Raw genomic sequence first — 14,580 nt, 5'->3', positions numbered from 1 at the left:
TCCCCGCGCTTGCCGCGCGCCTCGTGGCGTGCGACCAGGTCGTCACCCGGGGCACCCCACCGCGGTAGGAGGGTTGCCGGCCAGCGAGCCGGGGCTTCGCGCTGGCGCTCATGACCTGGCGTCATCCTGACCTCCGGCCGGAGACCCTGTCAACGATTCTGGACAGCCGTCTCAGCATCCGGGCGACGCGCGCTCCGGGGCACAGCCGAAGAATGAGACGCCGTCCCAGGGGCTGGACCTCGTGTCGTACGATCGCTGGCGACCATCCCGAGCGGCCGAGTGACGTGGCACGTCGACGCCGCAGCAACCCGCGGGCAGGTCGGGACGGAACGCTCCGGACCGGCGTGCCCGGTGCAGGGTGCTACCGCCACGACCGATGGAGGAGTACCGATGAGCATCCAGGCCCGACCGGCCGACGGCTACGCCGGCGACATCACCCCGCAGCAGGCCTGGGACCTGCTCGCCGGCGACCCGGGCGCCACGCTCGTGGACGTCCGCACCGAGGCCGAGTGGCGCGCGATCGGTGTGCCCGACGCGTCCTCCCTCGGCAAGCGCACTGTGTTCGCCCAGTGGGTGACCGCCGACGGCCGCCCCAACCCTGCCTTCCTCGCCGAGCTCCGCGACGCGGGCGTCACCGACGGCCCGGTGGTCTTCCTGTGCCGTTCCGGCCAGCGCTCGATCGGCGCCGCTCGGCTGGCGACGGCGACCGGCATCGGCCCGTCGTACAACGTGCTCGAGGGCTTCGAGGGCGCGCCCGGACCGGGCGGCGTCCGCGACCGCGAGGGATGGAAGGTCGCCGGCCTGCCCTGGCTGCCCACGCTCGACGCCGAGGCCCAGCAGTGAGCGTCACCGGCGCCGCGGCGCCCGGCGAGGTCCCCGGCGGCTCGGGCCGCAAGCCGCTGCCCCGCGGCGTCCGGCCGGCGACGCTCGCTGTCCGCGGCGGGCACGCACGCACCGAGTACCAGGAGACGGGTGAGGCGCTGTTCCTCACCCAGGGCTACACCTACGACCGGGCGTCCGACGCCGAGGCGGCGTTCTCGGGCGACCTCGACCGGTTCGTCTACTCGCGCTACGGCAACCCGACGGTGCACACCTTCGAGGAGCGTCTCCGCCTGCTGGAGGGCGCCGAGGCCTGCTACGCGACCGCGACCGGGATGTCGGCGGTCTTCACCTCGCTCGCCGCGCTCGTGCAGAGCGGCTCGCGGATCGTCGCGGCGCGAGCGCTGTTCGGGTCGTCGGTGGTCATCTTCGACGAGATCTTCGCCAAGTGGGGCGTGCGCACCGACTACGTGGACGGCCACGTGCTGTCCCAGTGGGAGGAGGCCCTGTCCACGCCCGCCGACGTGGTCTTCTTCGAGACGCCGTCCAACCCCATGCAGGACATCGTGGACGTGCGCGCCGTCGTCGCCCTGTCGAAGGCTGCGGGCGCCACCGTGGTGCTCGACAACGTCTTCGCCACCCCGCTGCTCCAGCACCCGCTGGAACTCGGCGCCGACGTGGTGGTCTACTCCGCGACCAAGCACATCGACGGGCAGGGCCGGGTGCTCGGCGGTGCGATCCTCGGGACGGACGAGTACATCAACGGGCCCGTCCAGACCTTCATCCGCAACACGGGACCGTCGCTGTCACCGTTCAATGCATGGACCCTGCTCAAGGGCCTGGAGACGCTCCCCGTGCGGGTGGCCGCGCAGACCGCGAGTGCGCTCCAGGTGGCCACAGCCCTCGAGGCGCTGCCCGGGGTCGGTGCCGTGCGGTACCCGTTCCTGGACTCCCACCCGCAGGCCGAGCTCGCCCGGGCGCAGATGACCGGCGGCGGGACCGTCGTGACGTTCGACCTCGCGGTGCCCGACGGCGCCGACGCCGAGGCGGCCAAGAAGCGCACCTTCGCGTTCCTGGACGCCCTGCAGATCATCGACATCTCGAACAACCTCGGTGACGCGAAGTCGCTGGTCACTCACCCGGCGACCACGACGCACCGCAAGCTCGGCGCGCCGGGACGGGCTGCCGTGGGCATCGCGGAGACGACGGTGCGGCTCTCTGTGGGCCTGGAGGACCCGGCGGACCTGGTGGAAGACCTGGAGCAGGCGCTCAGGGCCTGAGGCCCCAGCCCACCGGGAGCTCACCGGCGGCAGGGTCGGCGGCGAGCGGCCACGCGACCGGCAAGGTCCCCGTGAACGGGGCCGCGCCGAACAACGTGTCCGCCACGCCGCCACCCTCCGTACCGGGGAGCCAGGCCGCCACCACGGCGTCGGCCACCTGGAGGTCGACGGCCTGCGGCCGGCCTGAGACCACGACGACGACGCAGGTGGGCACGGCGCCACAGACCCGCTGCACGACGTCGGCGTCGCCCGGCTGGAGCGCCAGCGACTTGGCCTCGCGGAACACGCCCGCGTCGGACTGGTCCCAGGCCCACGAGGGTCCGCCCACGTCGCCGTACGCCCCCGCGTAGGGCGTCTCGCCCACCACCACGACCCCGACGTCGTGACCGGCGGGCGGCACGGAGCCGTCAGCGCTGAACGTCGCGTCCGGGTCCAGCTCACGGATGCCGTCCAGGATCGTGGAGCCCTGTGTGGGCTCCCCGGACGAGCCCTGCCAGGTGACGGTCCACCCGCCCGCCTGGTTGCCCAGGTCGTCTGCGGAGCGTCCTGCGACGTACACCCGGCTGCCGGCGTCGAGGGGGAGCGCGCCGTCCCGGTCCTGGAGGAGCACCTGGGACGCCGCGACCGCCTGCCGGGCCTGGGCACGGTGGTCGGCCGACCCGACCTCGGCGAGGCGCGAGCGGTCCACGAACGGCGCCTCGAACAGGCCGAGGCCCAGCTTCGCGGTGAGCACCCTCGCCACCGCCTCGTCGAGACGGGCCTGCGGCACCTCGCCCGACCGGACCGCCGCGAGCAGCGCGGTCCGCCCGCCGGCGTGCCGCTCCGGGTCCTCGCCCGCGAGCGCCAGCGCGTCGCCGAGCCCGGCGGTCACGGGGTCGCTCCCCGCTGCGGCGAGCCGGGCCGCACGCGCCGGGTCGGCACCGAACCGTGTGTACGCGTCGCCGGAACGGACGTCCGCGAGCGGCTCGGCGGGCGGGGCCTGGACCCAGGTGACCCCGGTGGCGCGAGCCTCCTCACGGACCAGCTGTGCCAGGCCGCCCACGAGAGCAGGGTCGTCGGTGGCGGCGAGGCCGAGCCGGTGCGGCACCAGCGTGGCGCCCGGCAGGCTGTCGTGACCGTGGACGCCGTCGATGCCGACCAGGAGCGGCACCTGCAGCCGGGTGGCCAGGGCCCTCGCCTGGAGCCCGTCGGCCATGTCGGCCCAGGCCTCGACGGTGTTGCGGGCAGGCGCGGAGCCGGGGCTCGCGACGACCACGCCGATCTCCAGCTCGGTGATCGCCTCCGGCCGGCTCGTCGCGTTGCTCCGCTCGACGCGGACGAGCTGGCCCACCTTCTCCTCGAGGGTCATCCGGGAGAGCAGGTCGGCGACCCGCCGGTCGGCCGGCAGGGCGGGGTCGAGGTAGGGCAGCCCGTGGGCGCCGATGACCACGATCGGGGTGGTCCCGATCCGGGCTCCCACGGCCGAGAGGGTGAGGGGCACGGTCTCGGCGGTCTCCTGCTCCGGCGTGGCGCGCGTGCTCACCACCACCGTCTGCTCGGCGCCCGACGGGGAACCGGCCGGGAACGTCACCGTCCCGCGCGCGATCTCGTAGTCCGCGTCGGGGGCAGCTGTGCCGTGCCCCGTGGCCCAGGTGACCGTGACGGGACGGGCAAGACCCGCGCCGTCGGACACGTGGAGGCGGAGCGTCACGTGGGCCGGCGACCCGTCGTCGGTGAGCACCACCGGGTTGACCGCACCGACCACCACCTCCGTGCCGTGCGCGGCGGGCCGAGGGGCCTGGGCCGACGACGGCTCGGCCGCCCCGACGGAGGCCGAGGCGGGCGACGCCGTCGCGGCGAGCAGGGGCGCGACGCTGCAGGCCGCAGCCAGCGCGACCCACCGGGCGCGCCTGCTCTTCCCTGGTCCGGGTGACGGCTGACGGCGCCGTCGATCACCAAATGTGTCGGACATCTGCGGATTTCCCCTCACCGCTGGTGGGATCCTGCCGCATCGATCACACACCGGGTGCGGCGGCTGCACAACCCCTGGCGCCCAGCCGCCCTTCCCGGCTCGGCTGACCTGGCTCGTACAGTGGGCGCCATGTCGCCCGTCGTCTCCGTGCTCCGCGCGGACAACCCCGGCCCGATGACCCTCGACGGCACGCGGTCCTACGTGCTGCGCGCGCCCGGTTCCACCGGTGCCGTCGTGGTGGACCCCGGGCCCGACGACGCCGCGCACCTCGACCGCCTGACGGGCGCCGGACCGGTCGAGCTGGTCCTCGTCACGCACCGGCACGCCGACCACACGGCAGGGTCGCCCGGCCTCGCCGCCCGGACCGGCGCGCCTGTCCGGGCCGCCGACCCGGCGCACTGCTACGGCGGCGCGCCCCTCGCGGACGGCGAGACCGTCGAGGCAGCGGGCCTGCGCATCGACGTCGTTGCCACCCCGGGCCACACCGCCGACTCCGTGTGCCTGGTCGTGAGCGCTCCGGGCACGGCACCCGTGGTGCTCACCGGCGACACGGTGCTGGGGCGGGGAACCACCGTGATCGCCGAGCCGGACGGTTCCCTCCGGCAGTACCTCGCGAGCCTCGACCGGCTGGAGCACCTCGCGGACGAGCTCGCGGCCCGGGCGACGGCGTCGGCCACGCTGGCATTCCCCGGCCACGGGGAGCCGCTGCCCGACCTCGCTGCCGCCGTCCGCGCCTACCGCTCCCACCGGCTGGAGCGCCTGGACCAGGTCCGGTCAGCGCTCCGGACGCTCGCCCTGCCCGACGACGGCGGTGCGCACCTCACCCCCGACGTCACCGACGCCGTAGTCGGGCTGGTCTACGCCGACGTGGATCCCTCGGTGCTGCCGGCGGCCCGCCAGACGGTCCGCGCCCAGCTGCAGTACCTGTCGGAGGCTTGAAGCGTCGCGGGCGTTGCAAGGCCATGTGCAGTGTGGGTGGCCGGTGGCATCATCCGTCGGCATGGACGACACCCTGGTGCTACCCCCGTTCGACGTGACCCGGGCGGCGATCGACCAGATCGAGGCCCTTGGCGGGGCGGTACGTCTGACGGTGGAGGACGGCGGATGCTGCGGTCTCACCTACTACTTCGACGACGTCCCCGGCAGTGATGGGGACGAGCGCTTCGGCTGCCCGGGCGCCGAGCTGTTCGTCTCGGCGCCCGCGGTCAAGGTACTGCGAGGTGCCCGGCTCGACTGGTCGGGGCGGATCAAGCCGCCCCGGTTCCGCGTCCTCGCGAACCCGAACACCCCGCTGCGGTGCCCGTGCAACCGGTCGTTCGGGAAGGAATGGCCAGGGCGCGGTCAGCCTGGCTGCCGGGCCGCGGCGCGGATGCCCTGGGACGAGTGAACGCTCCCGCCGACGGAGCGACCTCGGCGCCGCGAGATCGACAGAGCACCAGTGGCCGAGGCCGTCGGAGTGACATGGTGCGTTCCGGGTCGGTCACCCTGCGTGACGTTGTGTACGCAGAGTGACACTCCCAGGGGAGAACAGGTTTACCCGGGAGCCTTCCGAGGAGGCGGTCGGGTCAGCGGTCGAGCGCCTTGCCCAGGAACAAGCCGAAGGGGTCGTCCTCGGGGCCGTGGGGCGGGAAGGGCAGCACCGGCCGGAACCCGATGGCGGTGTACAGGCGCAGAGCCTCGGGCTGGCGGATCCCGGTTTGGAGCAGGAGCTCGCCGGCCCCGAGGCCGAGCGCCGCATCCTCCAGCGCCGCGAGGAGCGCACGGCCCACGCCGGTCCGGCGGGCGTGCTCGCGGACGAAGACCGTCCTCACCTCGTACGCCGACCCGGTGAGCGCAGGCCGCAGCGACCCGCAGCCCACCGCCTCCCCTTCGCGGTACGCCACGAGAGTCAGCATCACTCGCTCGCCCATCCCGGGGTCGATCCCCTCGAAACCGCCGCGCACGGCCAGGTGCGCGACCACCTCCGGATAGCGCTCGACGTTGAACGCCAGCATCTCGCGGCGGAGAGCCACCGCGTGCTCGTGGTCCCACTCGACCGGCCGCAGGTTGAGGTCCACGCGGGGCACGCGGTCGACGGCCCGCGGCTGGTCCCCCACGGCAGGCATCACAGCCGGAACCGCCTTGCCGAAGCACCGGGACCCCGCCTCCTGCGCGTAGACCCCGAAGCGCTCGATCGGGAGATACCCCATCGACAGGTAGAGCCCGATCGCCTCGACCTGCAGCGTGCCGCACTCCAGCACGAGGTTGCGCAGCCCGGCCTCCACGGCGGCCTCCTCGACCGCCGCCAGGACACGCCGTGAGAGCCCGCGCCCACGGAACGACGGCGCCACATACATCCGCTTCACCTCGCCGGTCGCGGGCGGGTGCACCCCGCCGCGGCCGTCGGGCAGTCCGGCCATGTCGCGCACGGCGCCACACGCGGCAGCCTCACCGTCGACGCGCACCAGCACGGTCGCCGCCACCGTCGACGGGTCGACCTGGTCGCGCGAGACGTCGGCCTCGGCAGTCGCGCCGACGTCGCCCGCCGGACGCTCCTCGGGCCCCGCAGGGTCCGCCTCGTCCGCGTGACCGTAGAGCACGGCGAGCTCGGCCTGCTGCAGGTCGCGCAGCCGCGCCGCGTCCGGGTCGTCCCACGGGACCACCGACACGGTCACCACGCGGGAGGCCAGGGGGACCCGGGAGGCGAGGGGCCCGCCCGAGGCGACCACGGCTGCGCCGTCGGGCAGCGGCGAGGCCGGGACCCGCTCGGCGGGACCCGGCCTCAAGGACTGTTGCGTCACGCGCTGACGAGCGAGGCCAGGACGGACGTGAAGAAGGTGAGCCCGTCGGTGCCCGCGCGCGGGCCCTCGGCACCCGCCGGGCCGAAGCCGGCCTCGACCGCGTGCTCGGGGTGCGGCATGAGCCCCACCACGTTGCCACGGGCGTTGCTGATGCCCGCGATGTCGCGGCGGGAGCCGTTCGGGTTCCAGCCGTCGTACCGGAAGACGACGCGGCCCTCGCCCTCGAGCTCGTCGAGGACGTGCTCGTCGGCGACGAACTGCCCGTCCTGGTTCTTCAGCGGGATCGTGATGCGCTGACCGGCCTCGAACTGGTTGGTCCAGGCGGTGGACGCGTTCTCCACCACGAGCGACTGCTCACGGCAGACGAAGTGCAGGTGGTCGTTCTTCACCATGGACCCGGGCAGCAGGTGCGCCTCGGTGAGGATCTGGAATCCGTTGCAGATGCCCAGCACGGGCAGACCGCCGTTCGCGGCGTCCACCACGGCCGACATGGCAGGCGCGAAGCGGCTGATCGCCCCGGCGCGCAGGTAGTCGCCGTAGGAGAACCCGCCGGGCAGCACCACGGCGTCGACGCCCTGAAGGTCGGCGTCGGCGTGCCACAGGGCGACCGCCTCGGCACCGGCGAGGCGCACCGCGCGAGCGGCGTCCCGGTCGTCCAGCGTGCCCGGGAAGGTGATGACGCCGATGCGGGCGCCGGACAGCGCGGTCACGCCGGCACCTCGGTGGCGTCCACCACGCTCACGACGTCCTCGATCACCGGGTTGGAGAGCAGCGTCTCCGCGGCCTCCTGAGCGGCGGCGAGGATCTCCGGCGTGACGTCGCCGTCCACCTCGAGCTCGAACCGCTTGCCCTGCCGGACGCTCATGAACTGCGTGAAGCCGAGGCGCGGCAGCGCACCGACCACGGCCTTGCCCTGGGGGTCCAGGATCTCGGGCTTGGGCATGACCTCGACGACGACGCGTCCCACGGGGGCTCCTCGGGAGATGACGGGGGTTCGGGGCCGAGTTTACCCGGCTGCGCGGGGCGCCGTTCCTCTCGTCCACAGCCCGCCCGCTGAGAGGAACTTGGTCATCGCCGGTAACGCAGCCGTGCGCCCGAGGAAACCATGGTGTTGCACAGTCGAGGAGGACCACGGGCCGGTGCCTTCACCGCCGAGGACACCGCCCACTCGACCGGAGGTTGACCCCATGCCCTATGTGAAGCCCAAGGACCTCGTCACCCGCATGATCGACGCGGGCGAGGCCAAGGTGTTCATGTCCACGCGGGACACGCTGATCCGCTCGTACATGGGCGCCGCCCTGCTGACGATCGCCGCCGCGTTCGCTGTGACCGTGTCGGTCCGCGCAGAGAACCCGCTGCTCGGAGCCGTGCTGTTCCCCGTCGGGTTCTGCATGCTCTACCTGCTCGGCTACGACCTGCTCACGGGAGTCTTCACGCTCGCCCCGCTCGCCTGGCTCGACAAGCGGCCAGGCGTCACGATCCGCGGCGTGCTCCGCAACTGGGGCCTCGTCTTCGTCGGCAACTTCGCCGGCGCCTTCACCGTCGCCGTGCTCATGGCCATCTACTTCACGTACGGCTTCTCGGTGGAGCCGGACGCCGTGGGCCAGGCCATCGGCGAGATCGGCGAGGGCCGCACGGTGGGCTACGCCGACCACGGCGCCGCAGGCATGCTGACCTTGTTCGTCCGCGCCGTGCTCTGCAACTGGATGGTGTCCACCGGCGTGGTGCTCGCCATGGTGTCGGAGAGCGTGTGGGGCAAGATCGTCGCGATGTGGATGCCCATCATGCTGTTCTTCTACATGGGCTTCGAGCACTCGATCGTGAACATGTTCCTGTTCCCGTCCGGCCTGCTGCTCGGCGGCGACTTCACGGTCATGGACTACCTCGTGTGGAACGAGATCCCCACCGTGGTGGGCAACCTCGTGGGCGGCCTCACGTTCGTGGGCCTCATGCTCTACGCGACCCACGGGAAGACGGCCCCGAGCCGCCACCCGGCAGCTGTCCCCGCGGCGACGGAGGCCCCCGCCGGCGACCCCGCCGAGGACAAGGAGCTGGTCTCGGCGGAGAGCCGCTGACCCAGCCACCGGCACGTTGTCAGAAGCTCCCCGGCGAATGCGCCGGGGAGCTTCTGACAACTCACGAGAGGTGCGCGAGGATCAGCTGCAGGCCACCGTCAGGGCCGACGGCGCGGTGCCGTTGGCCGTGAAGCCGTAGGTCGCCGAGGCGCCCGGGCCGATGTTCCCGTTCCACGCGGCGTTCCTGACCGTCACCGTGCTGCCGGAGACGGTGTGCGTGGCGCTCCACATGCTGCCGATCGTGGTCCCGGCCGGCAGCGTGAAGGAATTGGTCCAGCCGCTCTTGGCCGTCGTCGACGACACGGTGACCTCGGCCTGGAAGCCGCCCTGCCACGAGTTGAGCACCTTGAACGTGGCGGTGCAGGCGCCCGGCGGCGGGCTCGAGGGCCCGGACGCCGTCGTAGCCGACACCGCAGCGGAGAACGCCGACACGTTGCCGGCGGCGTCGCGCGCCCGCACCCGGAACTGGTACGCCGTGGCCGGCGTCAGCCCGGACACCGAGGCGGAGGCGGTGGTCGAGGTGGCCACCACCGCACCGGAGGCGTTCACCACGTCGTAGCCGGTGACCCGCACGTTGTCGGTGGACGCGGTCCACGTCAGCGAGACGGACGACGTGGTGGTTCCCGAGACGGCCACGGCCGACGGCGCGCTGGGGGCCGTCGTGTCCGCCGGCGGCGGCGTGGAGCCACCGAGGTCGGAGACGGAGATGCCGGTCGTGGAGCCGGCGCCGCCCAGCGGGACCTGGTGGTCGAGCGACACGAACTTGCCGCCGCTCTGCCAGAGCGAGGGCTCCAGGAGCGCGTACTTCTCCTCGTCCCAGCTGGCCCAGTCGTTGTTGAGGAGGCCACCCGTGTCGCCCGAGTTCGGGTTGATGCACCAGAAGGTGTGGCTGAGCTTGCGATCGACGATGAGGTCGCGCATGGCGACCATCCACTTCTCGTTGTCGCCGCCGTCCATGAAGCCGCCCCACTCGCCGATGAGCAGCGGCGAGGTGTTCTCCGTGTGCAGGTACAGCCAGTTCGGGCCCCACACGTCACGCTCGAGCGTGGCGCGCGACCACTCGCCGGTGAACCAGGGCTGCTGGTAGACGGCGGGGCCGTAGTCGTGCGGCGAGTAGACGAGCTGGTCCTGGTGGGCACCCAGGTTGACGGGGAACTCGCGCGCCCCGCGGAAGTTGCCGCCCCACCACGTGGAGTAGAAGTCCGTGGACGTCGTGGACGACCAGGACTTGCCCTCCTTGGGGTAGATCTCGTTGCCCTCGACGAAGATCAGGAGGTTGGGGTTGATCGCCAGGACCCGCTTGGCCGCGGTCTCGGCGACGTGCTTCCAGTTGTCCGCGTCGGTGGAGCCGTCCCACTTGGCCCGCGGGGTCTCGTTGGCCTTGCCGTGCGGCTCGTTCTTGAGGTCCGCGCCGATGATCGTGTCGTTGTTCCGGTAGGTCGTCGCGAGCCACTCCCACCCCTGGTAGAACTGCTCGGTCGTGACCGAGGCGTTCCACCACACCGGGTAGACGTGCCCGGAGTTGTCGGCGGCGGCGGAGTGGACGTCCACGACCACCTTGATGCCGTACCGCTCGCACAGGTCGAGGAACGCGTCGAAGATCTGCTTGCTGTTCAGGCCGGCGAGCTCGGGGTTCGCGTAGGTGTTGACGTTGACCGGCGCGTAGGTGCCGGCCTTCCACTCCAGCAGGAGGGTGGTCGAGATCGGCACACGCACGGTGTTGATGCCGCGCTCGGCCATCTGCCGCGTGATGTTCGTGATGTTCCCCGACCAGAGGCCGTGGAACACGCGCTCGCTCGCGTTGAAGCCGAACCAGTTCGCGCCGGTCAGCACGACCTCCCGGCCCTGCGCGTCGACGATCTTGTTACCGGCGGTGTGCAGCCAGTCGTCGCCGTCGGTGGCGGGGGACGCTGCCGCGGGGGCGGCGGCGAGGGTCGCGGACACGGTCGCGGCGGGCACGGCCAGCCCTGCCGAGGCGACGAGGGCGGCGCCCAGCGCCGCGATGCCGCGGAGGCCGCGGCGCCGTCGGGCCACGGTGCCCGACGTCGAATCGTTACGGTGCGTACGAGGTCTCACCTGGGTCTTTCCTTCCTGGGGGGCGGCGGCCGGGTGCGGGGGCACCCCGTCGCCGCGCGGTAGAGCGCCGGGGTAGCGCCGCCCTCACGGGCGGTGCTACCCCGGCGCGGGGGGTGGTGCTTACGAGCAGGTGCGGGAGCCGGCGGCCGGCGCGGTGCCGGTGCCGATGAACCCGAACGTGGTGCTCGCGCCGGCGCCGAGGCTGCCGTTCCAGGCCGCGTTGGACGCGTTCTGGCCGGACAGCGTGGCGCTCCAGATCTGGCTCGGCGTGGTGCCGAGCGCGACCGTCCAGCGGGTGATCGCAGCGGTGCCCGCGGTCACGGTGACCTCGGCCTGGTAGCCACCGGACCACGAGTTCATGACCCGGAGCGTGGCGGAGCAGGTGCCGGGCGGCGGCGTGCTGGTGCCGCCCGAGGTCGTCGCGGAGACAGCCGCCGAGAAGGCGGAGAGGTTGCCCGCGGCGTCCTTGGCCCGGACGCGGAACTGGTAGGCCGTGTTCGCCGTGAGACCGGTGACGGTCGCCGAGGCGCTCGTCGAGGTCGCCACCACGGTTCCCGCGGCGTTGACGACGTCGTAGCCCGTGACGCCCACGTTGTCCGTGGAGGCCGTCCAGCTCAGGGCCACCGAGGACGCGGTGACCGCGCCGGCCGTGAGGCCCGAGGGGACCGTCGGGGCGACGGTGTCGCCGCCGCCGGAGCCTGCCGTCGTGGTCGCCGACACAGCCGCCGAGAAGGCGGAGTTGTTGCCGGCGGCGTCCTTGGCCCGGACGCGGAACTGGTAGGCCGTGCTCGGCGTGAGGCCGGTGACGGTCGCCGAGGCGCTCGTCGAGGTCGCCACCACGGTGCCCGCGGCGTTGACGACGTCGTAGCCGGTGACGCGCACGTTGTCGGTGGAGGCCGTCCAGCTCAGGGACACCGAGGACGAGGTGACGGTGCCGACGGTGACGCCCGACGGGACGGTCGGCGCCTGCGTGTCGACGGGCGGCGGCGTGGTGCCGCCGATGGCCGGGTACGCGTTCCGCACGAGCATCGCGAACTGGTTGTGGAACCAGTGGCCCGAGAGCGGCGCACCGGGGAGCGCCCCGGTCAGGTTGCCGCCCAGCACGGAGGTGGAGTACGTCGGGTCGCACATGCGGTCCAGGCGCTTGCCCTCGTCGTTGGGGATCTCCGTGGAGGAGCCGTCCGACTCACCCGGGGGCTTGACCCACACGAACGCGTCGAGGTGCGAGGCGGCGTAGCCGCTCGGGGCGACGGTGGGACGCTCGCCGATGCCGGCGCCGTCCGGGTTGCACCACGCGCCGCGGTGCGTGCGACGGTCCACGCGGGACTCGTTCACGTACGTGTCGATGTTCGTCGAGGTGCTCACCGCGGTGGGACGGGCGGAGCCGCCCCAGCCGTTGCGGGAGGTGTCGACGAGCATGCCGATGCTGGCGGGCGCGCCCTTGCTCACCATGAGCGAGTAGAGGCGGGCGGTCCAGTCCGTCTCGTCGAAGTTCGGGTTCCACTCGAACCACTTCGCCTGGCGCGTGAACGAGCCGCCGATCTGCAGGCCCGGGTCCGTCAGGAAGGGCTCGACCAGGGGGGTCGAGTTGGCGGTGTTGGTCACGAAGCCCGCGACGGCGTTCCAGCCGTACGTGGAGCCCTCGATGACGCTCTCGAACTCGGTCGCGGCCTTGGTGGCGTTGTCGTCCCAGCCCAGCCAGCCCGCGTGGGCGGCGTCGATGTAGCTGTAGACGTTGCCGACCTCGTACAGCTTGGTGAGCGCGTACTGCACGCCCTCGCGGTAGTACGGCGCCGACGCGGTGCAGTCGGGGTCCGACATGTTGGTGACCATGTTCGGCAGCGAGTCGGGCTCGATCGTCGCGACGAAGCGGATGCCCTCGTACTCGGGCTGGTTGAGGAGCGACGCGATCGGGTCGATGTACTCGGTCTTGTAGCGCTGCATGCCCGCGGCGGTCGGGGGCAGCTCGCCGTTCGAGGCGAGCGCGAAGCAGTCACGACCGGGCAGGTCGTAGATCACGATGTTGAAGACGATCGGCGTCGAGCCCTGCTTCTGCGCGAGGGCCTGGTCGAGGTGCCACTCGAGGCCGTGCTGGCGGTCAGTGCCGTTGATGGCAGCGATCCGGTCCATCCACACCGACGTGGGGTTGTTCTTGATCGCCCGCATCTTCTCCGCGAGGGCGGGGTCGCTGGCCGCGACCTGCGTCGCCGACTGCTCGACGGTGGCCTGCCAGTCCGGGTTGATGTACTGGGTGGCCCCGACGAAGGGGTTGTCGACGAGCGCCGCCGCGGCGGGCGCAGCTGTCGCGACACCGACGATCGCGGGGGCCGCGATCGCCGCCGCTGCTGCAAGGGCTGCCACCCCCTTCCGCGCCCGGGCACCGCCGGAGCGGCTTGTTGCTGTTACCACTTTGACCTCCACAGGTCGTACTGGGCGCCGCCCCTCGCCGGCATCCGCCGGCGCGGGCGCGCGCACCGCAGCAGGCCTTTCTGCAGCGGCAGGACGCACGTTTGCACGTCCCTTGACCTGGGAGACACCTGGTTAATCGATTAGGGCAACCATGCGTCAGGAGGGCGGCGGGGCGGTCGAGCCCCTGACCACGAGGTTTCCCACCGCGACGGTGCCGTTGCCCGACGCCGTCGGCGCGCCCCGCGCGGGAGTGTCACCGCCCAGGACGTCCAGCAGGGCGGCGCCGACGGCCAGGCCGAGGGCCCGGACCGGGAAGGGGACGGCAGTGAGCGAGGGCGTGGTGAGGTGGCAGGCGGCGGCGTCGGTCCCGGCGACCACCGAGAGGTCCCACGGCACCGAGAGGCCCAGCCGGCGGGCGACGTCGAGCACGACGCCGGCCGTGGCGTCGTCGTCCGTCACGATCGCCGTGGGCCGGTCCGGCGCCGAGAGGAGCGGGCGCACGGCGGCTGCCGCCTTGTCGGCACCCTCGCCCGCCACGGTGCGCAGCGAGGCGCCGCGCTCCCCCAGCGCCGCGCGCAGAGCCGCGGTGCGACGCCGGGGCGCGAGCAGCTCTTCCGAGCCGGCGAGCATGGCGACGCGTGTGTGGCCCAGGTCGGCGAGGAACGAGCCGAGGCGCGCGAACGCCGCGGCGTCGTCGAGGATGACGTGCCGCCAGCCGGGCGGCGACACCCCCGGCACCTCGCCCACGACCACGGCGGGCGCGTTGAGGCGCCGCAGGGTGGCGAGCCGGGCGTCGTCGGACCGGGCGTGGGGGACCACGAAGGCGGCGTACCGCCGCTCGGTCCACCAGGTCTCCATGAGCGTCGCGGCGCCCGCGACGGTCGGTGCCACGTGGACCGCGAGGGTGGGCCCGTCCACGCCGAGCGCCTCCTGCGCGCCCACGACGAGGTCGAGGGCGGAGGCGGCCCGGGCGCCGTTGCGCCCGTCGTGCACGAGGACGAGGCCCGCTGCGGCGGGCCCGCTCCGGAGCGACCGAGCCGCGGTGGCGGGACGCCAGCCCAGCTCGTCCGCCACGCGCAGCACGCGTTCGCGGGTCGACGCGGAGACTCCCGGCCGGCCGTTGAGCGCGTACGACACGACGGCCGTCGAGACGCCCGCCGCCCGTGCGACGTCGACGATGGTGGGGCGCC

Annotated in this window: 12 protein-coding genes and 1 riboswitch; of the genes, 5 read left to right on the top strand and 7 right to left on the bottom strand. The window is 73.0% G+C overall.

The window, feature by feature from the left end; all coding sequences use genetic code 11:
• Positions 1-116, bottom strand: a riboswitch (SAM riboswitch).
• 274 nt (positions 117-390) lie between these two features.
• Together AC060K_RS01615 and AC060K_RS01610 are read left to right on the top strand one after the other, a co-directional pair.
• The gene (locus AC060K_RS01615; RefSeq protein ID WP_483763694.1) at positions 391-843 is read left to right on the top strand and encodes a rhodanese-like domain-containing protein; all 453 of its coding nucleotides are present in this window, start codon (positions 391-393) and stop codon (positions 841-843) included.
• Positions 840-2,099, top strand: a complete 1,260-nt coding sequence (locus AC060K_RS01610) for an O-succinylhomoserine sulfhydrylase (RefSeq protein WP_483763693.1) — start codon at positions 840-842, stop codon at positions 2,097-2,099. The genes AC060K_RS01615 and AC060K_RS01610 overlap by 4 nt, the downstream gene beginning before the upstream one ends.
• Here the strand turns inward: AC060K_RS01610 and AC060K_RS01605 are convergent.
• Positions 2,089-4,050 (bottom strand): glycoside hydrolase family 3 C-terminal domain-containing protein, encoded by a 1,962-nt coding sequence (locus tag AC060K_RS01605; protein ID WP_483763692.1) that lies wholly within the window; start codon positions 4,048-4,050, stop codon positions 2,089-2,091. The two genes, AC060K_RS01610 and AC060K_RS01605, sit on opposite strands and share 11 nt — an antisense overlap.
• A gap of 129 nt (positions 4,051-4,179) precedes the next feature.
• On the opposite strand from AC060K_RS01605, the gene AC060K_RS01600 reads away from it, so the two are divergent.
• Positions 4,180-4,989 carry an MBL fold metallo-hydrolase gene (locus AC060K_RS01600; RefSeq protein ID WP_483763691.1) on the top strand — a complete coding sequence of 270 codons (810 nt, stop codon included), beginning with the start codon at positions 4,180-4,182 and terminating at the stop codon, positions 4,987-4,989.
• Positions 4,990-5,050: 61 nt separating this feature from the next.
• Positions 5,051-5,437 (top strand): HesB/IscA family protein, encoded by a 387-nt coding sequence (locus AC060K_RS01595; protein WP_483763690.1) that lies wholly within the window; start codon positions 5,051-5,053, stop codon positions 5,435-5,437.
• Between the two features lie 178 nt (positions 5,438-5,615).
• Here AC060K_RS01595 and AC060K_RS01590 read toward each other — a convergent pair whose 3' ends face one another.
• From AC060K_RS01590 to purS, 3 genes are read right to left on the bottom strand one after another with little or no spacing between them, the layout of a single operon-like run.
• Positions 5,616-6,815, bottom strand: coding sequence for a GNAT family N-acetyltransferase (locus tag AC060K_RS01590; protein ID WP_483763689.1), 1,200 nt, complete (start codon positions 6,813-6,815; stop codon positions 5,616-5,618).
• 11 nt (positions 6,816-6,826) lie between these two features.
• Entirely contained in the window at positions 6,827-7,540 is a 714-nt protein-coding gene (gene purQ, locus AC060K_RS01585; protein WP_483763688.1) for a phosphoribosylformylglycinamidine synthase subunit PurQ, read from the bottom strand.
• Positions 7,537-7,797 (bottom strand): phosphoribosylformylglycinamidine synthase subunit PurS, encoded by a 261-nt coding sequence (gene purS, locus AC060K_RS01580; protein WP_483763687.1) that lies wholly within the window; start codon positions 7,795-7,797, stop codon positions 7,537-7,539. The genes purQ and purS overlap by 4 nt, the downstream gene beginning before the upstream one ends.
• 220 nt (positions 7,798-8,017) lie before the next feature.
• Here purS and AC060K_RS01575 point away from each other — a divergent pair, with 220 nt between their 5' ends.
• The gene (locus AC060K_RS01575) at positions 8,018-8,905 is read left to right on the top strand and encodes a formate/nitrite transporter family protein (RefSeq protein WP_483763686.1); all 888 of its coding nucleotides are present in this window, start codon (positions 8,018-8,020) and stop codon (positions 8,903-8,905) included.
• 81 nt (positions 8,906-8,986) lie between these two features.
• On the opposite strand, the gene AC060K_RS01570 is transcribed toward AC060K_RS01575, so the two are convergent.
• From AC060K_RS01570 to AC060K_RS01560, 3 genes are all read right to left on the bottom strand, one after another.
• The gene (locus AC060K_RS01570; RefSeq protein ID WP_483763685.1) at positions 8,987-10,981 is read right to left on the bottom strand and encodes a cellulase family glycosylhydrolase; all 1,995 of its coding nucleotides are present in this window, start codon (positions 10,979-10,981) and stop codon (positions 8,987-8,989) included.
• A 120-nt stretch (positions 10,982-11,101) separates the two neighbouring features.
• Positions 11,102-13,342 carry a glycoside hydrolase family 6 protein gene (locus AC060K_RS01565; protein ID WP_483763684.1) on the bottom strand — a complete coding sequence of 747 codons (2,241 nt, stop codon included), beginning with the start codon at positions 13,340-13,342 and terminating at the stop codon, positions 11,102-11,104.
• A 204-nt stretch (positions 13,343-13,546) separates the two neighbouring features.
• On the bottom strand, positions 13,547-14,527 hold the full coding sequence (locus tag AC060K_RS01560; protein ID WP_483763683.1) for a LacI family DNA-binding transcriptional regulator: 981 nt from the start codon (positions 14,525-14,527) through the stop codon (positions 13,547-13,549).
• Between the last annotated feature and the right edge of the window lie 53 nt (positions 14,528-14,580).

The organism is Antribacter sp. NEAU-D49 (assembly GCF_057158775.1).
The sequence above is the reverse complement of the archived record's forward strand: the minus strand, read 5'-3'. Positions and strand labels throughout refer to the sequence as shown.

Coding starts and splice junctions, on each gene's coding strand:
- AC060K_RS01600 (WP_483763691.1), top strand. CDS start 4,180: ATGTCGCCCGTCGTCTCCGTGCTCCGCGCGGACAACCCCGGCCCGATG.
- AC060K_RS01575 (WP_483763686.1), top strand. CDS start 8,018: ATGCCCTATGTGAAGCCCAAGGACCTCGTCACCCGCATGATCGACGCG.
- AC060K_RS01595 (WP_483763690.1), top strand. CDS start 5,051: ATGGACGACACCCTGGTGCTACCCCCGTTCGACGTGACCCGGGCGGCG.
- AC060K_RS01605 (WP_483763692.1), bottom strand. CDS start 4,050: ATGTCCGACACATTTGGTGATCGACGGCGCCGTCAGCCGTCACCCGGA.
- AC060K_RS01615 (WP_483763694.1), top strand. CDS start 391: ATGAGCATCCAGGCCCGACCGGCCGACGGCTACGCCGGCGACATCACC.